The 23,991-nt window shown below is 57.2% G+C and carries 21 protein-coding genes; all 21 read right to left on the bottom strand.

The annotated features are described in order from the left end of the window. Window positions 1-9: 9 nt before the first annotated feature. Window positions 10-981, bottom strand: coding sequence for an ABC transporter permease (locus tag ACR0LN_RS00370; protein WP_480426844.1), 972 nt, complete (start codon window positions 979-981; stop codon window positions 10-12). Continuing rightward, on the bottom strand, window positions 978-1,922 hold the full coding sequence (locus tag ACR0LN_RS00365) for an ABC transporter permease (protein WP_480426842.1): 945 nt from the start codon (window positions 1,920-1,922) through the stop codon (window positions 978-980). The genes ACR0LN_RS00370 and ACR0LN_RS00365 overlap by 4 nt, the downstream gene beginning before the upstream one ends. Next, window positions 1,919-3,436: a sugar ABC transporter ATP-binding protein gene (locus ACR0LN_RS00360; RefSeq protein ID WP_480426841.1), complete on the bottom strand. Its 1,518-nt coding sequence runs from the start codon at window positions 3,434-3,436 to the stop codon at window positions 1,919-1,921. The genes ACR0LN_RS00365 and ACR0LN_RS00360 overlap by 4 nt, the downstream gene beginning before the upstream one ends. Window positions 3,437-3,499: 63 nt before the next feature. Further along, on the bottom strand, window positions 3,500-4,630 hold the full coding sequence (locus ACR0LN_RS00355) for a substrate-binding domain-containing protein (RefSeq protein WP_480426839.1): 1,131 nt from the start codon (window positions 4,628-4,630) through the stop codon (window positions 3,500-3,502). A 25-nt stretch (window positions 4,631-4,655) separates the two neighbouring features. Beyond that, the gene (locus tag ACR0LN_RS00350; RefSeq protein WP_480426838.1) at window positions 4,656-5,939 is read right to left on the bottom strand and encodes a metal-dependent hydrolase family protein; all 1,284 of its coding nucleotides are present in this window, start codon (window positions 5,937-5,939) and stop codon (window positions 4,656-4,658) included. 478 nt (window positions 5,940-6,417) lie between these two features. Further along, window positions 6,418-7,425, bottom strand: a complete 1,008-nt coding sequence (locus tag ACR0LN_RS00345) for a LacI family DNA-binding transcriptional regulator (RefSeq protein ID WP_480426836.1) — start codon at window positions 7,423-7,425, stop codon at window positions 6,418-6,420. Between the two features lie 5 nt (window positions 7,426-7,430). Continuing rightward, window positions 7,431-8,600: a dihydrodipicolinate synthase family protein gene (locus ACR0LN_RS00340; RefSeq protein ID WP_480426835.1), complete on the bottom strand. Its 1,170-nt coding sequence runs from the start codon at window positions 8,598-8,600 to the stop codon at window positions 7,431-7,433. A 4-nt stretch (window positions 8,601-8,604) separates the two neighbouring features. Continuing rightward, the gene (locus ACR0LN_RS00335) at window positions 8,605-8,913 is read right to left on the bottom strand and encodes a Dabb family protein (RefSeq protein WP_480426833.1); all 309 of its coding nucleotides are present in this window, start codon (window positions 8,911-8,913) and stop codon (window positions 8,605-8,607) included. Continuing rightward, complete coding sequence (locus tag ACR0LN_RS00330; RefSeq protein ID WP_480426831.1) at window positions 8,910-10,502, bottom strand: GMC family oxidoreductase; 1,593 nt, start codon at window positions 10,500-10,502, stop codon at window positions 8,910-8,912. The genes ACR0LN_RS00335 and ACR0LN_RS00330 overlap by 4 nt, the downstream gene beginning before the upstream one ends. Before the next feature lie 16 nt (window positions 10,503-10,518). After that, the gene (locus tag ACR0LN_RS00325) at window positions 10,519-11,277 is read right to left on the bottom strand and encodes a 3-ketoacyl-ACP reductase (protein WP_480426828.1); all 759 of its coding nucleotides are present in this window, start codon (window positions 11,275-11,277) and stop codon (window positions 10,519-10,521) included. Next, the gene (locus tag ACR0LN_RS00320) at window positions 11,274-12,764 is read right to left on the bottom strand and encodes a GMC oxidoreductase (protein WP_480426826.1); all 1,491 of its coding nucleotides are present in this window, start codon (window positions 12,762-12,764) and stop codon (window positions 11,274-11,276) included. Before ACR0LN_RS00320 ends, ACR0LN_RS00325 begins: the two co-directional genes overlap by 4 nt. Further along, a complete protein-coding gene (locus ACR0LN_RS00315; RefSeq protein ID WP_480426824.1) occupies window positions 12,761-13,873 on the bottom strand; it encodes an ABC transporter ATP-binding protein in 1,113 nt (370 codons plus the stop codon). Before ACR0LN_RS00315 ends, ACR0LN_RS00320 begins: the two co-directional genes overlap by 4 nt. 6 nt (window positions 13,874-13,879) lie before the next feature. Continuing rightward, entirely contained in the window at window positions 13,880-14,761 is an 882-nt protein-coding gene (locus tag ACR0LN_RS00310) for a carbohydrate ABC transporter permease (RefSeq protein ID WP_170639053.1), read from the bottom strand. Further along, on the bottom strand, window positions 14,761-15,654 hold the full coding sequence (locus ACR0LN_RS00305; protein WP_420584163.1) for a carbohydrate ABC transporter permease: 894 nt from the start codon (window positions 15,652-15,654) through the stop codon (window positions 14,761-14,763). Before ACR0LN_RS00305 ends, ACR0LN_RS00310 begins: the two co-directional genes overlap by 1 nt. Window positions 15,655-15,746: 92 nt before the next feature. Continuing rightward, the gene (locus ACR0LN_RS00300; protein ID WP_480426820.1) at window positions 15,747-16,997 is read right to left on the bottom strand and encodes an ABC transporter substrate-binding protein; all 1,251 of its coding nucleotides are present in this window, start codon (window positions 16,995-16,997) and stop codon (window positions 15,747-15,749) included. Between the two features lie 58 nt (window positions 16,998-17,055). Beyond that, window positions 17,056-18,579, bottom strand: a complete 1,524-nt coding sequence (locus ACR0LN_RS00295) for an aldehyde dehydrogenase family protein (protein ID WP_480426817.1) — start codon at window positions 18,577-18,579, stop codon at window positions 17,056-17,058. A 4-nt stretch (window positions 18,580-18,583) separates the two neighbouring features. Then, window positions 18,584-19,351 (bottom strand): enoyl-CoA hydratase/isomerase family protein, encoded by a 768-nt coding sequence (locus ACR0LN_RS00290; protein ID WP_480426814.1) that lies wholly within the window; start codon window positions 19,349-19,351, stop codon window positions 18,584-18,586. Beyond that, window positions 19,348-20,919, bottom strand: a complete 1,572-nt coding sequence (locus ACR0LN_RS00285; RefSeq protein WP_480426812.1) for an acyl CoA:acetate/3-ketoacid CoA transferase — start codon at window positions 20,917-20,919, stop codon at window positions 19,348-19,350. The genes ACR0LN_RS00290 and ACR0LN_RS00285 overlap by 4 nt, the downstream gene beginning before the upstream one ends. Then, entirely contained in the window at window positions 20,919-21,920 is a 1,002-nt protein-coding gene (locus tag ACR0LN_RS00280) for a Gfo/Idh/MocA family protein (protein WP_480426810.1), read from the bottom strand. Before ACR0LN_RS00280 ends, ACR0LN_RS00285 begins: the two co-directional genes overlap by 1 nt. Window positions 21,921-22,098: 178 nt before the next feature. Continuing rightward, the gene (locus ACR0LN_RS00275; protein WP_480426809.1) at window positions 22,099-22,926 is read right to left on the bottom strand and encodes a TauD/TfdA dioxygenase family protein; all 828 of its coding nucleotides are present in this window, start codon (window positions 22,924-22,926) and stop codon (window positions 22,099-22,101) included. Window positions 22,927-23,104: 178 nt separating this feature from the next. Next, window positions 23,105-23,956, bottom strand: coding sequence for an alpha/beta fold hydrolase (locus ACR0LN_RS00270; protein WP_480426807.1), 852 nt, complete (start codon window positions 23,954-23,956; stop codon window positions 23,105-23,107). Window positions 23,957-23,991: the final 35 nt, after the last annotated feature.

Genomic DNA, 23,991 nt, shown 5'->3' with positions numbered 1-23,991 from the left:
CCTTCCCGATCAACTCTGCGATCGTTTCATGTAAACAGCAGCGGCGAGGATAATCAGTGCACCCTTGATCACCAACTGCAACTCGATGGACAGGCCAAGGATGACGACGATGTTGAACAGAGACACCAGGATCAACGCTGCCAGCAAAACGCCGGGGACAGAGCCTTTTCCGCCCGATAGTGCCGCGCCACCGATCACTGCAGCTGCGATACTGTCCAGCTCGTATCCACGCCCGGTCCAGTTGTCGACGATCCCGACATAACCAACGAGGAACAGCCCGGCGATGGCCGCCAAGACGCCCGAGATGACAAAGGCCATGACCACCAAAATCTTGGTCGGAGCGCCGGTCATGTAAGCAGCGTCCGGGCTATCACCATAGAGTTTCAGTTGGCGGCCAAAAACGGTGCGTTCAAGAAGCCAGTGCATCCCCAAACCCACGATGGTCAAGGCGATCAGAGCGACGGGAATGCCAAGGATGTCACCGGTTGCAAGCCAACGGAATGTTTCTGGCAGCGTACCTCCGGGCGCGCCCTTGGTGTAAGCAAAGCGAATACCCTGCAGCACGATCATGGTCGCCAATGTTGCAAGGAAAGGGGTCACCTTTCGATATGCGACAAGGTAACCGTTGATCGCCCCGATGAACGCGCCCAGCAGCAAGCCGACGATGAAAATTATAGGTGTAGAGTCGATCAGTGAGGTCGACAAAACCGCGACAGTCGCCATGATCGAGGCGACCGACAGATCCAGCCCACGTACGATGATCACGATCATCTGACCGATGACAACAAAGCCCAGCGGCGCGGCTTGGATAAGGATGTCTTTAAGGTTCGCGGGAGTCAGGAACCGGGGCGACAAGACAGTCGTCACCGCCCAAATTACGGTAAGGAAGCCCAGCAGGATCAACAGCTCTCGGCGCTGGGTCGCGCGCACCGTGTTGCGGTTGGGCTTGGCACTCGCGGGGTTGGTGGCGGTCGCGGTCATGACTTGCCCTTTCCTGCAAAGAATGAAACGGCGGCGATAATGATCAGGCCTTCGGCGATCCACTGGTAATAGCTGGAGATGTTCATGAAATTCAGAACATTGGCTAGGAACGCCAGCAGGATCACGGCAAGCGCCGTCCCCAGAACGCCTCCTTTGCCTCCGGCCAGTAGCGTACCGCCAACAATCACCGGCGTGATCGAGCGTAAATCGAACCCAATACCCGCGCGCGGGTCGCCGACCCCGAAGCGTCCGCTCATGTACATCGCGGCAACGGCGCATAGCAGGCCGGACAAAGCATAGATCGCCACTTTGGTCTGTTTCACCGGAAGGCCCGAAACGGCAGCGGCGGCCTCGTTATCACCTATGGCGTAGATGCGTGTCCCGAACGCAGTACGCCACAGCATGAAGCCGATCGACAGATACAGCGCGATGACAAACAACATGCCATAGGGCATCACACCCAGACGGCCATACGTGAAGTCTTCGAAGAATAGAGGCACTGAGCCAGAAGGCTGCCGGGTAATCAACAGCGCCGCGCCCGCAAGGATCGTCGAGGTGCCAAGCGTTGTGATTAGAGGATGCACACCCACGTAGGCAGTTATCCCTCCGTTGATCATACCGATCAGGATACCGAGGGCCATGACGGCAGCCATAGCCAGCAACAATGTGCCCGTTGTGTCTCCGGCAATGGCAGCGAAGACCACACAGAGGAAACTCAGCGCACCGGCATAGCTAAGGTCGATGCCGCCGGACAGGATCACGATGGTCTGCGCCAGCGCGACGATTGCAAGGGCGACCATCTGATCCTGCACGTTCGCCATGTTGAGAGGCGTTGCGAAACGGTCTGAAGCCGAGATGCCGATTGCAAAGACGACCGCAATCAGGGCGACGACAACCAGGTGAACGGGCTGGGCGCGCGTGGCGCGTGCAATTGTGCTCATGCCGCTACTCCGTGATGGGTTGAGGTTTCAGCGGCGGCAACGGTGATGATCGCCTCTTCGGTGATCTCATCGCCGACCAGTTCTTTCGCCAGCTCGCCGTCGCGCATGACATGGACGCGGTCACACAGCCCCACGATTTCGATCAGTTCCGATGAGATGACCAGAAGGGCCATACCTTCATCTGCGAGCTCGCGAAGGGTTTTGTAGATCTCGGATTTTGCACCGACATCGACGCCCCGCGTTGGTTCGTCGAGGATCAGCAGCTTGGGCCGATTTTCGAGCAATCGCGCGATCAGAACCTTTTGCTGATTGCCCCCGGACAGCGCCGAGATCGGCAGGCCCACGTGGTCAACCACCACGCCGCGACGTTCTTTCAGAACCGCGGCGCGACTCTCCTCATGCCCCGGGGGGATGGCGTTATGGTGCACACCAAAACCCGGCGTCGTGGCAGCAAAATTCCGCGCAACCGAAGAATTCAGGAATAACCCATCATCCTTGCGCGATTCCGTCAGCATCAAGATACCCGCCTCGATGCAGCCCGCCGGATCACGATGGGTCATTGGCTCACCCATCAGGGTCACCTTGCCCGTCGAAGGGGCGGCGCCAAACAAGGCCAGCGCCAGTTCCGTCCGGCCCGAGCCGACCAGACCGGCTAGCCCCACAATCTCGCCGGCGTGAACATCCAGATTGGCGGGCGGAAGGTGCGGAGCCACCACAAGGTTCTCCACCTCCAGCACCTTCTCGCCCGCCGTTGGGTTCGCGGCCTTGTGCGGGAAGAGGTCACCAAGCTCGCGCCCCACCATGGCAGCGATGACGCTGTCATGGGTGTAGTCCGTGGTGGGCCCTTTCGAGGTCACCACCCCGTCTTTGATCACCGTGATGTCGGTGCAAATCTCGAAAATCTCATCCAGCCGGTGCGAGACATAGACCAACCCCATCCCCCGCTCGCGCAGGTCTTTGATGATGCGAAACAGGTGTTTGGTTTCGTTTTGGCTCAGCACCGCCGTCGGTTCGTCCAGAATCAGCACCTTGGCTTCGACCCTTAATGCCTTGGCGATCTCAACCATTTGCTTGTCTGCAACCGACAGGTTTTCAACAAGGTCATCTGAGTTCAAAGAAATCCCCAAGTCATCCAGCAGCGCCTGCGCGTCGCGCTTCAATGCCTTGCGGTCGATCAGACCCATTTTGGTGCGAGGCTCGGCCCCCAGATAGATGTTCTCGGCAATCGAAAGGGCACCCAGAACCGAGAACTCCTGATGCACAGCAGCGATCCCGGCGGCGAGGCTTTGGCGCGGATCAGACCAGCCCGCTTCCTGGCCTTCGAACTCCACATAGCCGCCGGTCGGGGTGTAGAGCCCGGTCATCAGTTTGATCAGGGTCGATTTACCAGCGCCGTTCTCGCCGCAGAGCGCAACGGCATGGTGGCCGTGGACTTCGAACTCGATCCCTTTGAGCACTTCGTTGGGGCCAAATGACTTGCTGAGGCCGCGCGCGGCCAGATATGGCTGTGCCATCGTTCTCTCCTCCCGTGGGGTGGAGGGGCGATGCGTAGCCGCCCCTGCCCTTTTTGATCCCGATTATTTGGGATACTCGGCCGAGAAGGTTGCCGGATCGTAATCCGCACCAACGCCCGAGGACATGATGACCGAACCCGGCTTATCCATCAGCGCATAGTCCGCAACGAACACATCGGCCTGCACCGAGGGCGTCTCATGCCCTTCGGAAACTACAACCTGCTGGTTCACCTCGATCCGCTTCGGGATACCCTTGCCATCGAGCACATCGAACAGAACCTCAAAGGCCTGTGCGCCCATTGCTGGTGGATAGTCTATGCCGATCATTGGTACGTCATTATTGACCGACAACTGGTACATCGCGTTGAAGTCGCCACCGGTATGCGGAGGTATGGTGCCGGCCCCATACCCCGCAGCGAGGAAGGCTTCGATCGAACCTGATCCCTGCAGGCCCGAGTCGGCCCAGACACCCGAAATCTCATCACCGTATTTTTGGATCAAAGCAGACATGATAGTCTTGCCATTGGCGGGTGACCAACTGGTGTACTGAGTTTCCAGAACCTCTAACTCGGGGAACTGATTGAACACCTCCATCGCGGCCTGAATGCGCGCCTCGGCAGGCGACGCCCCGGCCAAACCTCCCAGCATCACGACCTTGCCTTTACCGTCCAGTTTTTCGGCCAGCCATTGGGCCGAAATCCGGCCCAACGCCTGATCTGATGCGGTGACGAAGCTGATGAAGTTCTCATCCGATGGCACCGAGCGATCGACCAGAACCACTGGAATACCTTGCCGTTTTGCGCGGCGAATGACCGGGTCCATCGCCTCAGCCGTGGCAGGCGAGATAAGCAGGATGTCGACACCCTGTGCAATCAGATCCTGCACGTCAGCGGCTTGTTTGCTGGGGTCGTCGTTGGCATCGGTGATGATGAACTTGCTCAGCTTGTCGGCATTGCGTTCCGCCGCCGCTTCGATCCCGTGCAGCATCGCTACGCGCCAAGGGTTCGAGATCGAGGCATTTGAGAAGCCGATCGTGTATGGGCCGTCTTTCTTGTACTCGGCGGCGTCATAGATTTCCGATGCGCCCGGGTTCCATAAAAAGGTGCGCGGCACCCCTTGATATCCATCTGCCATCGCCGATCCGGCAAACAGCCCCAGAGTCGCGGCTGCTGCCGCGGTTTTCAGAATACGCATGCGTTTCCTCCCTAACGTATTGGTTTTATTCGGCAGCGCGGATCAAGCCGCCTGCATTGATGCCAGTTCTGGGGTCTTTGAACATCACCCCGTCTTTCATGATCATCGACAGATTGTCCTGATGCTGAACCAGGCTGACATCCTGCGTGACGTCGCCCTTGACCAGCAGCAGATCCGCCAGAAAGCCTTCTCTGACCTGACCGATCTGGTCTTCCATTTGCATCAGTTGTGCGCCGACGGTAGTTGCACAACGCAATGCCTCGACGGGTGAGTAACCGAAATAGCGCACGAAATGTTCCAGATCGCGGGCGTTCTGCCCCATCGGAGTGATGGCAAAACCATAGTCTCCTCCGACCGCCACGCGCATGCCGCGCTTGCGGATTTCGTGATAGGTGGCGCAGGTGGCATCGAACTTTCGGAACAGGTTCATCTGTTCGGCCACTTCTTTGGTGAGGCCGACAGCCTCACCCTCGCGGGTTGCGTTGTGGACCAAACCGAATGCTGGCCCGAGGATTACGCGATCCTTGGCTTCCTCGAGCATGTCGAGTGCTTCTTCATCGGCGAAATCGCAGTGATAAATGCAATCAACGCCATGACGCACGGCCATTTTCACGGATTCTGACGACCTGGCATGGGCAGCAACCGTCTTGCCATATTTGCGCGCCACGGCCATGAAGGCGGCCAACTCATCATCTTCCAGCGGTGTGATTTCGGCCCGCGCGAATGAAACGAACTCATCCCCCGAGATATTGATCTTCATATTGTCTACGTTGTCGCGCACACATTCGCGCGCCACGCGCCGCATCTCAATTGGACCGTCGGCAACCAGACCGAAGCTTTCCTGATAAATGTGGCGCTTGCGTTCATCGCCCAGACCGGCTGTGGTCGTGATCTCGGGGCTCGAAGCGCGCATACGCGGACCGTCCAGCATCCCCTCGTTGATGGCATCCCGAGCCGTCACACCCAGCATTGGCTTGGCCGACGCGGCCTCAAAAATCGACGTAAACCCATGGCTCAACAGCAGACGCAGGTTCTGGGCCGTCAGCAGCATATGCTGCTCGGGGCACAACTGGCCAAGCTCCCAAGGTTCGCCCACACCGGTAAAGCTGGGATGGCAATGACCTTCCACCATGCCTGGCATTAGTGTGTGGCCGGAGCCGTCAATTACATCGCCTTGCACTTTTGTGGCCGTGTCTTCGCCTTTGGCGATTGCGGTGATCTTGTTCCCCGATATCGTGACAGTTCCTGGGTAACGCGTTTCCGACACGCCATCCCAAATCAGAGCACCTTTAATTGTGATTTGTGACATGTTTTCCTCCCTGCCCGCTGGAACTCAAGCGTTGCGGTCGGGAAAAACCTGCATCAAATCCTAATGATTTATCAGAGTGAATTGGCAGTCATCAAACCATATATTGGACTAATCTAATATGTTGCTGCATTTCTACTGTTCGGACGCTGATAGGAAACTTCGACCAACCTCCGCTCGACCGGTCGAGCTATTATTTGTGCCGCGCCCCCCGGATAGAGCGGCGGACCGTGTCAACTTGAAGACGCCTCGGCTGGCGACGACGCCCCCAAAACGTCATTTTCACGATGCAAGGCACACCTGAATTAACGCCGGTGAAAATTGTTCGTCACATACACCTCGTCGACATGCCATTTTGATTTTGAGTGTACCCGCAACTGCTAGATCCGTTTTCCGCGGCTAAAGACAGTTTCCACCAAACTGACCCTTCTGATTTAAACTAATCACAGTGCTCTGCGGTTTGGGCATTTGTGGCCTGCGGTCACAACTTGCCTTTTGTGGTTTGCCTCACAACCAAACGCGTGGACGTGCGGGTGTATTGCGCTGGCGTGGCTCCATCCTGCAGCCAACGCAAAACAGTGTCCGCAACCTCTTCTCCAAACTCAGAAACCCCGCAATGCACAGTAGATAAAGCAGGCCAACATTCCGAAGCCTCCTTTATATCGTCGAAACCGACAATCTGAAACTCTTGCCCAATCTTAACCTGAGTTTCATGGCAGGCATTGATCATCCCAAAAGCGACAAGATCGTTAAAACAAACTGCTGCGTCGCATTCCGGATATTCCTCGAAAAGACTGATAGTTGCCTCATGCCCAAATGACCGACTGGATTTCCCCGTTCTGAAAAATGGCTCCAAGCGGTTGTCTTTCATTGCACCAATATAACCAGACAGTCTTTCCTGAGTGACTTCGGCGCCGCCGAGACCACCAATAAAGGCGATGTGCCGCGCTCCTGTTTCTATAAGGTATTGCGTTGCCGCGCGCCCACCCTCTGCATAATCTGGTGCAATAAAGGGAAATCGCGCCGTTTCGCTTTCAACTTGCCTCAAGACCTGCATCAAAGGGATTCCGGCCCTCTCGACCGCTGAAAGGGTATTTGAAACATCGCCATAAGCAGGCGATAGGATTAGGGCAGATACGCCGTGTTCCAGCATAGCGCCCACTACCTGATCCTGAAGTTCAGGGTCTTCATTGGTGTTGGCGACCACGACGGCATAGCCTCGGGAGCCCAGTGCCATCTGCAACGACGTCGCGAACTCAGTAAAAAACGGGTTGGTAAGGTCGTTGATAACCAATCCAATCAGTGCAGTTCCTGTTGATCGCAGATTTGCCGCCGACCGGTTGTATACATAGCCGAGCTCTTTCATCGCCGCGTGAACCAGCTTGCGTGTCTCTGGTTTCACTTGCGGGCTTCCCTGCAGGACAAGGCTGACTGTCGACTTGGAAACGCCCGCCGTGCTGGCGACATCTATGATCGTGGGTCTGCGCATTCAGGCTATTGATCTACTCCGTGCAAGCTGAGAAGCGTGGTCATCCGTGCTTTAGCCAGTTCCGGGTCCGAGAGCAAACCGGCTTGGTCGGCCAGCCTGAAGATTTGCGCGTAGTGGCAAATATCACGGCTGGATTGAAAACCGCCCGGCATGATGAAATGAGCCTGAGAACCATTCAGCCACGCCAAATAAGCGATACCGGCCTTATAAAACCGAGTTGGGTTACGGAAAATCTCGCGGCTTAGCGGAACCGTAGGGCCAAACAACGCGCGATACCGGTCCATATCGTTCAACGCGAGCGCCTCAAGCGCTTGGCTGGCTGCAGGGGCGATGGCTGCAAAAATGCCAAGCAGAGCGTGAGAAAAGCGGTTCCCGTCCCCTGCGATCAGGTCGGCATAGTTGAAGTCATCGCCCGTGTAGAGACGAACGCCATCAGGTAACCGAGCGCGAAATGCCTCTTCATGCGCCTGATCCAACAGTGAAATCTTAATCCCATCCACTTTGCCCGGGTTCTCGTTGATCAAGGACAGTACAAAATCGCTGGCCACGTTAACATCCGTGCTGCCCCAATAGCCTGTCAGTGCCGGATCAAACATGTCGCCCAGCCAGTGCAGGATTACAGGTTCGGCCGCACCGTCGATAAGCGCGCGATAGACGTCATGGTAAGTATCCGCGCCCGCGTTGATCGTCGGGAAGGCGCGTGATGCCATAAGGATCAGTTGCCCGCCGGCGGCTTCGATCGCCTCGGCCTGATGCTCGTAAGCAGACAGGATTTCGCCCGCAGTGTTCAACGCACTCAGCGGCAGGTGATCGGTCCCTGCCCCGCACGCCACCCGAGGCGACAACGGGTGCGCCTTCGCGGCTTTCATCGTGCGCTGGATCAATTCCAAAGCGGTATCCCAATCCACGCCCATACCGCGCTGCGCGGTGTCCATGGCTTCGGCCAGGCCCAGCCCCTGATCCCACAGCCCAAGCCGAAATTGCAGGGTCGCGTCCCAATCCACTGCCGGGCGTCCGTCCCAGGGGTTGCGTTCGGCCAGAGGGTCCGAGACCACATGCGCCGCCGCAAAGGCGGTCCGCGTCAATGGCACCTTCGGCGCGCGCGGCACCAATGGAGTGCCGGTCAGCGCGTAGGTTTCAAGCTGCCCTCCAGGATTTGGCAATACCAGTTGCATCGTCTCAGACCTCCAAATCCAGAACCAGAATTCCGTCTATGCCACCAACAGCGTTTTCAACCAGCTGAGCGCCCAGCGCCTTGTGCGCTTCGTTGTTTTGATAGGTGCCCAAGGCGGCCCAATCGTCAAAATTGATCACGAACCCATGCATGTAGCCGCGTTCGATCTGTTCAGGGCTTTTACTGCGGCCTCCGGTAAAACCGCTGGCCCCCGGCAGGGCTTCGGACACGTCTGAAAGGCCCCTGTAAATTTTCTCGATGGTTTCTTCGGCTACGTCGGAACGGAACTTTGTTAGAACGATATGGCGGATCATTGCGTGATACCCTGATCTTGTTTGATCATGTCGGCGGCTTTTTCACCGATCATGATTGTTGGTGCATTGGTGTTCGAGGAATTGACCGTCGGCATGATCGACGCATCGGCCACGCGCAGCCCCTCAATCCCGTTAAAACGTAAGCGCGGGTCCAGTACCGCCTCGGCATCACTACCCATCCGGCAGGTCCCTGCACAATGGTGGGATGTTTTGGAGTGCACGCAGATGAAGTCGAAATACTCCTGCTCGGTCCGCACATCCGGGCCCGGCAGCCGTTCAGCAAGGATGTAAGGTTTCAGTGCATCCTGCGCGAGGATGTTCTGAACCAGCCTCAGACCCCTAATGGACATCTCGCGATCATAAGGATCGGCCAGATAGTTGGGGTCGATCAACGGCATTGCCGCAGGGTCGGAACTTTGCAACCGAACAGTACCGCGCGACCGCGGGCGCAGGAAACAGGCATTGAGGGTGACGCCACCATTCGGCATAGCCTCAACCCCCGCCTCAATGCCGGTACCAAGGCCAAGATGCATCTGAAGATCCGGCGAGCGCGCATCCGGGTCAGCATACCAGAACCCTCCTGTTTCAAACAGGCTGGAGGCCACTGGACCCTTGCGGGTGAATAGATATTGCAAGCCCGCGAAGGCCGACAGGTGAAGCTTGGCAAAACGATCATAAGTATGCGGGCCAGTCACCTCGCATATGGAATACAGATCCAAATGATCCTGTAGGTTCGCGCCCACCTGCGGTTGGTGATAGACTGCGTTGATCCCAAGACTTTCCAAGTGATCCGCAGGGCCAATGCCTGACAACTGCAAAAGGCGTGGCGATCCAATTGCCCCCGAGGACAAAATGACCTCCTTCGACACGGCGATCTTTTTGCCGTCCATCATTTCAACACCGGTCACCCTGCCCTTATCCACCAAGAGGCATCGTGCCTGAGCTCCGGTTCGCACGGTCAGATTCGGACGGCTGCGGTTGGGTGCTAAGAAGGCCATTGCAGCAGAGGAACGCCGCGCGTTTCGCTGCGTCAGCTGATAATAACCGGCCCCGTCCTGTTTGGCGCCGTTCACGTCGCGTGTTTCGGGGATGCCAAGCTGACCAGCAGCTTTGATATAAGCGTCGCAGATCGGCAAAGGTGCTGCTGGCATCGACACGCCCAACGGCCCGCCTTTGCCGTGAAATTCGTTGTCATAGGTATCGTTGTCTTCGGACTTCTTGAAATAGGGCAGGACGTCGGCATAGCTCCACCCCTCACATCCCATCTGCCGCCAATCGTCATAGTCCTGCGCCGCGCCGCGCGTGTAAATTTGCGCGTTAATCGCGGATCCTCCGCCGATCACCTTGGCTTGGGTATAGTTAAACACCTTGTTTTGCATGTGTTTCTGCGGAACCGTCGACCACCCCCAGCTGCCGATCCCTTTGGTCATTTTCGCAAACCCGGCGGGTAGATGAAAAAACGGGTGACGGTCAGACGATCCGGCTTCTAACAGCAGCACATTCGCAGATGGTTCTTCCGACAGGCGCGCGGCAATGACCGAGCCCGCTGATCCACCGCCGATTACAATGAAATCATATCCTTCAGACATTCTGGTGTGCCCTGCTTTAAAGACGCGAAATTGAAAGCCCGCCATCAACAGGGATAGCGGCACCCGTGGCGAAGTGCATTTGCCCCTGAACCAGCGGGACGACGGTGGATCCGATGTCCTCGGGTTCACCCCACCGTGCTGCGGGAACAAGGCCACCTTCAATTCGATCCGTGTATTTGTCGCGGACGCCGGCCGTCATCTCGGTTGCAATGATGCCGGGACGCAATTCAAACACTCCTATTCCGTGAGGCGCCATGCGCACCGCAAACAGTTGTGCCATCATCGCAGCGGCAGCTTTGGATACGCAGTATTCGGCGCGTTCGATCGACACCATCGTCGCGCTGACCGAAGTAACAAAGGTAATCGATCGATAAGCGTCGACCGGCTTCGCCAACATGCGTCGCGCGACCTCTTGCGCCAGAAAGAAAGCACCTCGAAGGTTGATGTTTTGCACGAAGTCCCAGTTTTCTGGCGTCAGGTCCAGCATGTCTCCTCGCACTGGTGCGCCGACACCTGCGTTGTTGATCAGCGCTGTGACCGGTCCCAGCTGCGCCTCGACCTGGTCCAGCAGGGCTGGAACATTGTCGATATCTGACACATCATGCTGCACATAGATCGCGTTCGGCCCAAGCTCGGCCAATGCCTCTTGCACCGCCGATGCATCCGGTGCCGACCGCGCGGCCAGTGCTACCTTGTAACCCGCCGCAATCAGCGCACGAGAGATACCGAGGCCAATGCCCTGTTGCCCACCTGTGACCAAAGCAATTCCGGTCATGCTGCAAACTCCGTTTCTAGGATGTGTCGACCTGCGCGCAAGGCAAGCGCCGCAATGGTCAAGGCCGGATTGACTGCAGCCGAAGTCGGAAGAACCGACGCATCTACGATGAACAGGTTCCGATGGTCGTGGCCGCGGCAGAAAGGGTCGACCACGCTGCTGGTTGGATCATCCCCCATCCGTGCGGTCCCGCATTGGTGGGAGGGGGTGCGACGATCGAAAGGCCGCGAAAAGACAATCGGGAATCCGGCCCGGCGCAGATGCTGTTTCAGTTTTGCGACAAGCGCTTCATGTGCATTCCAATTCGAGCGTTTCCAGTCTAATCGAATCTGGCTACCCTCTAATGTCACGCGGCTGTCGGGGTTTGGCAGATCCTCAGACATGGCGTAGAAATCAAAACTCCGGTTTGCCAACATTGCGGCCAGCGGCCCGGGTAATCCGGTTTGAGACGCAAGGATCGGGCCGGTGATTTTGCCCAGCATCTGGACGTTGCCCAAAGGCGCGCCGCCCTGCCCATCATCGTTGTAATAGTCGTTGAACATCAGCGTCTTCTGATAGACCGAACGGTTCCGACGCAGCGGGTGCAAGGCAAGAACAGCCGAGCAATTGTGGTTCATGAAGTTCCGACCGACCTGATCAGAGCGGTTTGCCAGACCCGTCGGGCAATTGTCATTTGCGGATTTGAGCAAAAGCGCTGCGGATTGGACGGCCCCAGCCGACAGCGCGACCACCGGAGCGCACAGAGTGCCGTGCCCTTCGACTTCAACGCCCGAAATGCGTCCATCACCGTCGCACAGAAGCTTGCTGGCAGGAGCGTCGGTCAATAGTTCGACATTCTTGTGTTTCAGTGCCTCAGCCAGTGCACAGGTCTCGGCGTCCATCTTGCCGCCGCAAGTATTGGGAAACGCGTCCCAAGTTGTTTGACCGGCCGACAGCCAACGGTCGATGTCGACTCCCAATGGTACTGACGCAGGCGACAGGCCCGCCCTGCGCAACCGCATCCGCAATTCTGCGATGTCCGGCTCATCCGCAACCGGTGGGTTTGGATATGCCCCGCTATGTGGCGGCTCAGTCGGGTCTTCGTCCGTGGTTCCGCGCACCGCGTAAAGCTGCTCTGCCGCCGTGTAATCCCGTTCCAGATCATCATAAATAATGGGCCATCCGGGGGTCTGCCCTCCCATATGCTGGCGCGGTTCGAAATCCGTTTTGCGGTAGCGGATCAGAGCTGCACCGTAGAACTTGGAGTTGCCGCCGACGCAGTAGTAGTTCCCGGGGTTGAAAGGCTGCCCCTCCCCATCCAGCCACGTCTCATTCGGACGAAAGCAGCCGTCGCCAAAGATCGCCTGCGGGTTGCGATCCTGCGGCGTCGGGCGCAGATGCGTTCCCCGTTCCAAGATCAGGATACGACGGCCTGACGGGGCGAGTGCCGCCGCCAGTGTTGCCCCTCCGATCCCCGACCCGATGATTATGACGTCTGGGTTAGTCACGGAGTTATCCGCATCTCGCTTTCGGGATCAAAGGCAACGGCCTTTTCCATGTTCACCGCAAAGGGGAAATCCTGACCGGGTGCAACCTCGGCATCCGAGCGCATCCGGGCGATCACGTCGCGACCACCCAGTTGCATCGACACAAACGTGTCCGACCCTGCGGGTTCAGTCACCACGATACGGTTGGTCATCTGTGCGATGTTCGAGGATTTGCGGTCCGCGCCATCCATGTCGGTGATGGTTTCAGGGCGGATGCCCAGTAGAATTTCGCGCCCATCCCATGCGGCCAAGTTGTCCTGACTGAATGGCAGTTGCGCCACCGACCCGTCATGAACCGCCACCTCGGCATGAGGGCGGCCGTTTAAAACCGTGACTTTCGCCGGTACCACGTTCATTGCGGGGGAGCCCATAAACGTTGCGACAAAGATATTTGCGGGCGTGTCATAGATTTCCTGCGGTGTGCCCAGTTGCTGCACGTAGCCACCGTTCATGACCGCGATACGACTGGACAGGGTCATTGCCTCGATCTGGTCGTGGGTCACGTAAACGATGGTTGTGCCAAGGTTCTGGTGCAGCTTCTTGATTTCGGTCCGCATATCGACACGCAGCTTGGCGTCGAGGTTTGAAAGCGGTTCATCAAACAGGAACACATCGGGGTTCCGTACCAGCGCACGGCCCATGGCAACCCGCTGCCGCTGACCACCCGACAGTTGGCCGGGTTTACGATCCAGCAATTGTTCGATCTGCAGCAACTTGGCGACCTCTTGCATCGCCTTCTCACGCTCGGGCTTAGGGACGCCATGCATCTCAAGCCCGAAGGTGATGTTCTGACCGACCGTCATATTCGGATAAAGCGCGTAGCTTTGGAACACCATGGCGATGTTTCGGTTCGACGGATGGACCCCGTTCATCACCTGTTCCTTGATGCGTATTTCACCGCTGGTGATCTCTTCCAACCCTGCGATCATGTTCAGCAGGGTGGACTTGCCACAGCCCGAAGGGCCGACCAGCACTAGGAACTCGCCCTCCTGCACTGAAATATCGACCTTGTGCAGCACCTCGACCGACCCATAGGATTTGGTCGCGTTGTCTATGTCCAGAAAACCCATCAGGCCTTATCCTTTCACGGAACCCGCCATCAGGCCGCGGACGAAGTACCGTCCGGCCACGATGTAGACGAGCAGAGTTGGCATGGCGGCCAGAATGGCGCCTGCGAAATGAACGTTGTATTCCTTCACACCGGTTGACGACTGCACCAGATTGTTCAGCGCCACTGTCATCGGCTGGCTATTGGCGTCGGCAAAAGAGGCACCAAACAAGAAGTCATTCCAGATGTTGGTGAATTGCCAGATGATCGACACCACGGCGATCGGCCCGGAACTGGGCAGAAGGATGCGCCAGAAGATCTGGAAAAACCCGGCCCCGTCGATCTGCGCCGCCCGGATCAATTCGGTCGGGAACACGGCGTAGTAGTTACGGAAATACAGCGTGGTGAAGCCGATCCCATAGACCACATGCACCAGCGCCAGACCCCAGGTTGTGCCTGCCAGCCCGATGAGGCCCAGCATCCGCGCCATTGGGATCAGCACAATCTGGAACGGGATGAAACAGGCGAACAGCATCAGGCCGAACAGGATGGTGTCATATTTGAAGCGCCATTTGGTCAGTACATAGCCGTTTAGCGCGCCAAGGATGGTCGAGACGATCACCGCCGGAACCACCATCTTGATCGAGTTCCAGAAATACGGCTTCAAACCCGTCGGATCGACACCGATCTGGGCCGAAGACCAGGCTTTCAGCCACGGCTCAATCGTGAACACCTGAGGCAGGTTCATCATGCCGCCGCCAGTAATCTCTTCCAGCGGTTTGACCGAGTTCACCAGCATCACATAGAGCGGCAGCAGGTAGAACAGGCCGAACAGCAGCAGCACCAGATAAATCAACGTGCGGGTGACGCGGCCGGTGCGGATTGCGGTATCCTGAGTTGCTTGGGACATCAGCGTTTCTCCCGCAATTCGGCGTAGAGGTAGGGGATCATGATCGCCGCGATGGTCATCAGCATGATCGTGGCCGAGGCCGCACCGATCCCCATCTGGTTCCGCGTGAAAGTGTAGGAATACATGAACGTCGCGGGCAGTTCAGTTGCCCGGCCCGGCCCGCCTCCGGTCAAGGCGATCACAAGGTCAAAGGTCTTGATCGCAAGGTGGCTTAGGATCACGAAAGCCGACAGAAACGCCGGACGCAGTTGCGGGATGATGATCCGACGATAGAGGTTCCAGTTCGAGGCCCCATCCATCTGTGCCGCGCGCAGAATTTCGTTGTCGATACCCCGCAGCCCGGCGAGAAACATGGCCATTACAAAGCCGCTTGTCTGCCAGACCGCCGCAAGAACCACCGTGTAGATGGCGTAATCGCGGTTCTTGATCCAGTCGAATTCAAAACTGGTCCAGCCCCAGGAATGCATGACGTTTTCCAACCCGATACCTGGGTCGAGGAACCACTTCCACGCAGTGCCCGTGACGATGAAGCTCAGCGCCATCGGATACAGGTAGATCGGGCGCAGCAGCCCCTCGCCGCGGATTTTCTGATCAAGGAAGATCGCCAGCCCCAAACCGAGGCAGGTGCAGATCACGATATACAGGCTTGCGTAGATGCCCATATTGATTAGCGATGTTTCCCAATGGCTTAGCCGCCACAGCTTGTCATAGTTTTCCCAGCCAACCCATCCAAAAGTCGGCAGAATGCGGCTGTCGGTAAAGGACAGATAGACCGAGAACAGAATGAACCCGTAGACAAAGACCGTCATCATCGCGATTGATGGGGACAGGACCAGCTTGGGGATCCAGTTCTGAAGGCGTGTCTTGAAATCCGCGTCGGCTGAAACAGCCATGGCGCGCCCTCCTGCGAGTAGAGTTTTTAGGCGTTGAGCGCCCTCTTGGGACAGGGCGGCCCTAAAGCCGCCCCATCGGGAGGATCAGGTGATCACTTGGCGATGGACACTGCGTCGACCAGCTCGACTACGGCGGTTTCGCTGTCATATTCGCCGTTGAAATGCGCCGTGACGACGTCGTAAACCGCATTCTTGACCGAGGCAGGTGCCGCATGACCGTGGGCCATCGAACCAAACAGGTTACCGGACGATGCCGCCGCGGCTAGATCTTTCATGCCTTGCTGTCCGCAAGCATCCAGATCGCTGCCGTCCACATCCGTGCGCGCAGGTACTGACCCTTTCACCTTATTGAACGCAATCTGGAACGATGGAGACAGGATTGCGCTGGCCAAGGCAGCCTGCTCAGCCGAAACCGAACCACCCTGATCGAACATCATGAACTGGTCGGCGTTGAAGGTGACCTGATCCTGCGTACCGGGGAAACGGAAACACAGGAAATCCTCGCCCGGGACTTTACCCGCGCCCAGGAATTCGCCTTTCGCCCAGTCACCCATCATCTGAAAACCAGCCTCGCCATTGATGACCATCGCTGTTGCAAGGTTCCAGTCACGGCCCGAGAAGTTCTCGTCTACGTTATCGCGGATAAAGGCCATGCGATCGAAGGCCTCTTTCATTGCGTCACCACCCAGTGTTTCGTCGTCCAGGTCGATGAAAGCTGCCTTATAGCCGTCTGGACCCAGCGTGGACATCGCCACCGCATCAAAGATGGTCGCATCCTGCCAAGCCTGACCGCCATGTGCGATCGGGGTGATGCCAGCAGCTTTCAACGCTTCAACAGCGGCCACGAACTCATCCCAGTTGGTCGGTTGTGCAATTCCGTTGGCGTCCAGCACGGCCTTGTTGGCCCAGACCCAGTTGGTCGAGTGCACGTTCACCGGCGCCGAAACCCACTTGCCATCATACTTGGCAAACGCCTTCAACGCGTCCGGCACCACGTCATCCCAACCTTCCTGCGCCGCAACTTCGTTCAGGTCTGCCAATGCGCCCTGACCAGCCCAATCCAGGATATCAAAGCCCAGTGCCTGCACGGCTGTGGGCGCGTTTCCGGCTGTGACGCGGGCCCGCAAAACGGTCATTGCCTGCTCACCGCCACCACCCGCAACGGGCATGTCGGTCCAACCGATACCTTGGCCGGACAGGTCGTCTTTTAGAACGTTCAGCGCTGCGGCCTCACCCCCTGAAGTCCACCAGTGTAGAACTTCCACGTCTTCAGCGTGCGCAAGGCTGGTCGTGCAAAGCAGACCGGCCACAATTAGCGAGTTTGTTTTCAGCAGTTTACGCATTCTTGTTTCCTCCCTTAATGCGTTATTTCTGTTAAGACTCTCATTTCGGAGCATTGTCTTAGTCTTGCGACACCCATGGCGCCCGGCTGTTACCGATGCGCATGACCACTGATTTTACTTCGAAAAATTCCTCGAACCCGTAACGTCCGATTTCCCGCCCCTGCCCGGATTGTTTGAACCCGCCAAAGGCAACTTCGGGGAATCCGTCCATCCAGGTGTTGGTCCAGACCGTGCCCGCTTCTGCGCGGCGAGCGAACTCAAGACAGGTGTGAACGTTTTCGCTCCAGACCCCTGCCGACAGACCGTAAGCGCTATCATTAGTTAGCGCGACAGCTTCGTCCAGTGTTTTGAAGGTCAAAACGGACAGAACCGGCCCGAATACCTCGTCGCGGGCGATTGGCATGTCGGGCGCGACATCGGAAATCACGGTCGGTTGATAGAACTGATCTCCCAGACCTTCGACCACTAGTGGCTCGCCACCCAGATCTACGGTCGCGCCGGACGCCTGAGCTTGTTTGACATACGCGTCAATTTTTGAATTGTGCTCGGAAGTTACGATAGCTCCAACCTGCGTCGTCGGGTCCAGTGGATCACCGAATTTGACCTTTCGCGACAGAGCGACAATGCGCTCGCGGAAATCGTCAGCAATGTCTTCGTGCACGATGATGCGGCTGCTGGAATTACAGCACTGACCGACATTGAAATAGACCCCGAACACAACAGCGTCGGCGGCTGCGTCCAGATCGGCGTCAGGAAAGATGACCTGCGGGTTCTTGCCGCCAAGCTCTAGCGCGACCTTCTTGAGTGTGTCCGACGCAACTGCGCTAATCGCCTTGCCCACCGCGGTCGAGCCTGTAAAGCTGACCATGTCCACGCTGTCGTGGCTGGACATCAAGCTGCCAACCGGAACACCGTAACCCAGCACGATGTTGCAGACACCGGCGGGCAATCCGGCCTCGACCAGCAACTCACCCAGCATCAAGGTTGTCGACGGTGTCATCTCGGATGGTTTCACGACGACGGTGCAGCCTGCAGCCAGCGCAAAAGGCAGTTTCTGACTGAGAATCCAGAACGGGAAGTTCCAAGGCGTGATGATCGACACGACACCAATTGGTTCTTTCAAAACCACACCCATCATGTCTGCGCCAAGCGTATTGTGACTGTCTCCATGAGTGCTGCGCGCCAATGAGGCCGCATAGCGCCATAAATCTGCGGCACCGCCAACCTCGCCCTTGGATTGACTGATCGGTTTGCCGCTTTCCAGCGTTTCGATGAGAGCGATCCGGTCGACGTGTTGCTCGATGAGGTCTGCAACTTTCAGCAAAACGGCTGCGCGCTCTTTGCCCGATGCCCGGTTCCAGACACCGCTGTCGAACGCCTTGCGTGCTGCCTGGATTGCGGCCTCGGCCTCAGCCTCACCACCCAATGCTGATCGACTGACGATATGGCCATGCGACGGCGATCGGCGCTCGAATGTTTCGCCCAAAGCGCTGTCCTGCCATGTGCCATCGATGAGATGCCGTCCTTCAAAAAGAGGCGGCATCTCGAACGGAATAGCGGGGTTGATGGTGATATCTTTCATAATGTCACAAGCCCGAGAAGTTTGGGTTTCGTTTTTCCATGAACGCCACGACCCCTTCTTCGCGGTCCGCCGACGCGGCAATTGCGGCGCTGCCAAGAGCTTCAACAACGGCAGACGTGTCTTCACCGACCGCTGCATGAATCATGTTCTTCGAGATTTCAGTTGCACGGGGCGAGAGGGCGCCAAGATCGCCGGTGAGTTCAAGCGCACGCGCCAGAACGTTGTCAGCCACTTCGGTCGCATAGCCAAGAGCCAGCGCGCGGTCGGCTTTGATGCGGCGCCCGAATAACGCCATTTCCTTTACCGCTGCCTCGGAGATCAGCCGGGTCAACCGCTGCGTCCCAGACCAGCCGGGCACGATCCCGACCCGAGCTTCGGGCAAGGCCAGCGTAGCACGCGGTGCCATCAGACGCAGATCGCAACAACTGGCCAATTCCAGCCCGCCGCCAAAGGCGTGACCGTTGAGTGCAGCAATTGTCGGTTTGCCGATCCGCGCCAGGCGGTCGAAAATGCGATGCCCGTCACGGACCCAGTGTCGCGCGAATTCGGCGGGACTCAGACCACCCCACGCTCCGATATCGGCCCCGCAGCAGAACGCCTTTTCGCCCGCACCGGTCAGGATGAGGGCACGAATTGATGCGTCACGCTCAACCTCTTGCAGGCGGGCTTCCAGTGCATCCAGCATGTCCACGGTCAGGGCATTCAGCTTGGCCACGTTGTCCAAAGTCAGTACCGCGGTAGCGCCTTCGATATGAAAACCGAGATTGCTCACAAGGTCATCCCCATCGGGCCGTCTGTGAATAGAGATTTGGGCATCTGAACCGCGTTTTCCGCGACTTTGACGCGACCGCCCGAAGCTTCGAAAATGTCGTCCTGCGCCACGATACCAGGCATAATTTCTGTCGCCACAAGCCCCTGGTCTGTCAGGCGAATGACGCATCGCTCTGTCACATAAAGTACATCCTGGCCGGTTTCGCGGGCACGGCGGCCCGAAAATGTGACATGCTCGACCTGATCTACCATCTTGGTAAACTTGCCGGGGGCACTCACCCGGATACCGCCATCTGCCAGATCAATCTTGGCACCAGCTTCGAACCATCCCGAAAACACGATCTTTTTGGCCCGCGCGGTAATATCGACAAACCCGCCGCACCCTGCGGTCAGATAAGGCTTCTTGCCCAGTTTGGAGACGTTCACATTGCCTTCGACATCGACCTCAAGAAACGAAAGGAACGACATGTCGAACCCACCCCCCTGGAAGTAAATAAACTGCTGCGGCGATGGCACAAATGCATGTGCGTTGGACGCGCAACCAAATGCAAACCCAGTGAGTGGGACGCCACCTACCGCCCCTTGCTCGATCGCCCATGTCACGGCCTGTGGATGCCCCTCTTCCAACAAAACACGCGGGACCATCGCGCTGATGCCAAAGCCCAAATTCGCGCTCATGCCTGTACGCAGCTCTTGGGCGGCACGGCGGGCGATGACTTTTTCGACGCCGTGTTCGGCCAGCGAAAAACTTTCCCATGGACGCATGATCTGGCCCGAAATAGCAGGATCGTAGGATGTTTCCGTTGTCTGCATCTGCGTCGGATCTTCAACGATCAGATCGACCAAATGCCCCGGTACGCGTACGTCATGTGGACGCAAGCTGCCCGCGGCGGTTACACGCTGGACCTGCGCGATCACTATACCACCGTGATTGCGTACGCAGATCGCCTGCTCCAGCCCGCCAAGATAGGCGCCTTCATGTTCGTAGGTCAGGTTGCCGAACTCATCCGCCGTGGTCGCACGCAGAACACATACATTCGGGTTGATGTTCGGGAAGTGCAGCCAAGTCTGACCGTCGAACTCTTTTCTGTCGACGATCGGCGCGGCTGATCCACGCGCATTCATCGCGCATCCTTCACGAACAGGGTCCACAAAGGTCTCAAGCCCGACTTGCGTTAGAACACCAGGCCGATGCGCAGCTGCTTCACGATGCATGTCGAACAGAATTCCCGAGGGCACGTTGTATGCGGCCACCCGATCCTCATCGATCATCTTCCAGATTTCCGGCATCTCAAGACTGGAAGGGCCCGACGGGTACGATCCGGCAAGAACTCGGCTTAGCAATCCATCCTGCGCCAGATAATCCATACCCTTTACGCCATACATATCCCCGGCGGCGATGGGGTGCAGCGTTGTAATGTTGCGCGGATGCCCTTCCGAGCGAAACCGTTCACCCAGTGCTTTGAGAACAAGGTCAGGACAACCCAGCGCCGAAGACGAGGATACAGTCACGACAGCATTGTCCGGGATGCGAGAAACCGCCTGAGCAACAGAAACAAGCTTGGTCATCAGAAGCCACCATAGTCTACATTGAAGCGCTGGCCCGAGGCTGCGGCCTCACGAACGGCAAGCGCCACGGACAGTGATTTCACCCCATCCGGACCGTCTGCTGCTGGTCGACCTTGGCCGGCGGTCGCGGCAACGAATTCTGATACGCCTTGAATGTAGAGTGAGTGACCCGAAAACGGGATTTCCTCACGCCCGGCTTCAGTTACCAGTGTTATCGCTCCTACTGGGCGCTGCGTCATGACACCATCAGCAAAAATCGAACCCTTGGTCCCATGCACTTGCAGACCTGACCCGGCAAAGGAATGCGTAAAGCTTTCATGGGTCATGACCATCGCGCCAGAGGGCATCGTCCAAACGGACATGCACGAGTCCTCTACACCCTGCCCCATGCCCGAGCTGGCCATTTGCGCAACCACAGAAACCGGGTCCTCATCAAGCAGGAAGCGAGTAACATCCGCGTCATGAACGACGATGTCGGGGATCACGCCACCGCCAGCATCGGCAGAGTTGATACGCCACCCCTGCAAGTTACCCGGCAAATGCACTGCGTGATGGATGCGCAGCGAAAGCACATCGCCGACACGCCCGTCTGCGATGAGGTCACGAATGGTCCGATGGCTGCCTGAGCACCGAAGATGGTGATTTGTACCAAAAGTCACGCCGTTCGCTTCGGCAGCACGAACCATTTCGACAGCCTCCGCCTGGGTCATCCCAAGTGGTTTTTCACAAAGGACATGCTTACCAGCCGAAATGGCTGCCATTGCCTGTCCGTGGTGTTTCTCGTTGGTCGACGAAATATAGACAGCTTCAACCCTATGGTCTGAAAGCGCAGCGTTCAGGTCTGTGGCAGCGTTGGGAATACCGTGTTCCTTGGCCCAGGTTTGAACCCGATCAGGAGAATTGCTAACGATCCAGGTCACGTCGTTACCTGCCTGCTGACGCACTGCGTCCAGCATATGTTGCGAAGCTATCGTGCTTGCTCCGACAAATGCCCAGTTCATTTATCAACTCCATTATTGGAAGGTTCCAAATTATTTAATGGAACGTTCCAATTTTGACAAGGTAAAATTCAACAAATCATCTAAGAGATTGAACTTAAATCAAAAATTCAGTATCGAACACCCAGCCTGAAAGAGCCGCGGCATAGACTGAGTCGCCGAGGCTTGCATTGCGCCTTTTTCATCGCTGCGTCAGGCCGACCCCTTCCACTGTCACCCGGTGCATAAGGCGTCGAAAGCCATGGTAGTCATTAATCGCTTTGTGCCACGTGGCTCGGTTATCCCAAATGGCGATATCTCCTGCCTGCCAACGGAGGCGGCATTGGAATTCGGGTTGCTTGCAATGATCATATAGCATCCCAAGCATCGCAGCAGACTCTTCCTCGCTAAGCCCTTTGATTTCGGTGGTGAACACTGGATTGACGAACAGCCCTCGCCTACCGCTAAGCGGGTGCGTGATGACAACGGGATGCAAAGCGTCTTGCGTAGCGGCTTCGGCATTGCCAAGCCTGCCGCTTTTTGCGGCCTCTGAATCCATTATACTGGCACCAAAGACATGGCGAGAGGAATGCACGGCCCAAAGGTCATCGAGGAAACCGCGCATTGCAGGCGACAAAGCCTCGTAGGCAGCAGCCATCGACACAAACAGCGTATCACCGCCATAAGGCGGCACTTCCACGGCATGAAGGATCGAGCCCATGGCCGGTTCCTGATCATAGGAGTGGTCGGTATGCCACCCCTCTCCCACAGCCTCCTTCTGATCCTTCTCCTTCAGAACCGTGGCGATCTCGGGATGGCCGTCCACCGGTTTGAAAAAGCGGTTCACGTTGATCGGGCCGAACCTTCTAGCAAACGCCAGATGTTCTTCCGGGCTGACGCTTTGGCCCCTCAGAACGATAACGGAATACTCTGCGAAGGCTGAATGAATCGGGTCGAATTGATCTTCGCGCCGGATGTCAGCGCCTACGATTTCTGCACCCAATCCGCCCGTGAGAGGTCTTACGTCCATGCACTTTCCCCCCTGCTTCGCCAAGCCTAGTGGATGAGATACGTCATTTCAAAACAATCAGTTTGGCTTCAAAAAACTATTTAGAAACTTGTTCGGATCGCGGAAAAGGCGAACCGGTGGTCAGTGTATAGGGATAGTGAAAACCCGGACGACCCGGTGCGGACTGCCGGAGAATGATCTATTTGCATTGGATACAGGGCATTTCCTTTAAAACGACAAAATCAGCCAGCAAGCTATTGAATTCTGTGGCGCGTTCGATGTTGGCGAGGTGGCCGGTCGCTGGGAACTGGTGCCACACGGCATCAGGCAAGACACTTAGCAAAAGGGCATTCGTCTCACCGACCAGATAGAAGTCCTCCTCTCCGGTCACCAATAGGACCGGTCTATCAAAGGCTTTCAACTTCGCTGTTTCATCAAACAAGGACCGTCGGTCCCAATGAACGGTCGACAGAACATGAACAGCGCCCTCGGCCGATTGTGCGCGCAGGTTCCGCGCGTAGGTAGCCCAACCGTCGGGATCATTTTTTTGAAAGCTCTGGTATGCTGGATCTTCTTCGAGAACCGCGACGGCGCCACAACCACCGGCTTCCTTTCGCCGCAGTTTTTCATGCCCGACCCATTCCGCGCGGTAGCGCTCTCGCTCGGCTTCATCGCGTGGTCCCGAGCTGTTTCCAACCAAAGTCAAGCTATTGACCCGCTCTGGATGGTTCAGCGCGAAATCCAGGCTGGTGAAACTACCCATAGAAGTCCCGACCAGGTGCGCCCTATCAAGTCCAAGATGATTCATAAGAGCCAGCAGATCGTTGGTAGATCGCGTTTGGCCATATTTGCTGCGATCCTGAGGAACGGAAGACGGCAGGAATCCACGCGCAGAGTAAGTTATGCAGCGAAAGGACTGAGACAGTTCCGACACCTGTCTGTACCAACTGCGGTAGTCGCCTCCGAACTCGTGCACAAAAAGGATCGGGGCACCTGTTCCGGTCTCTTCGAAAAAAAGTGTGATGCCGTCACCGGTCTGAAATTCGGACAAATCCAGCTTCCTGTCTGCGGGAGTAACTTTTGCCG

The organism is Ruegeria sp. AA6 (assembly GCF_056542865.1).
The sequence above is the reverse complement of the archived record's forward strand: the minus strand, read 5'-3'. Positions and strand labels throughout refer to the sequence as shown.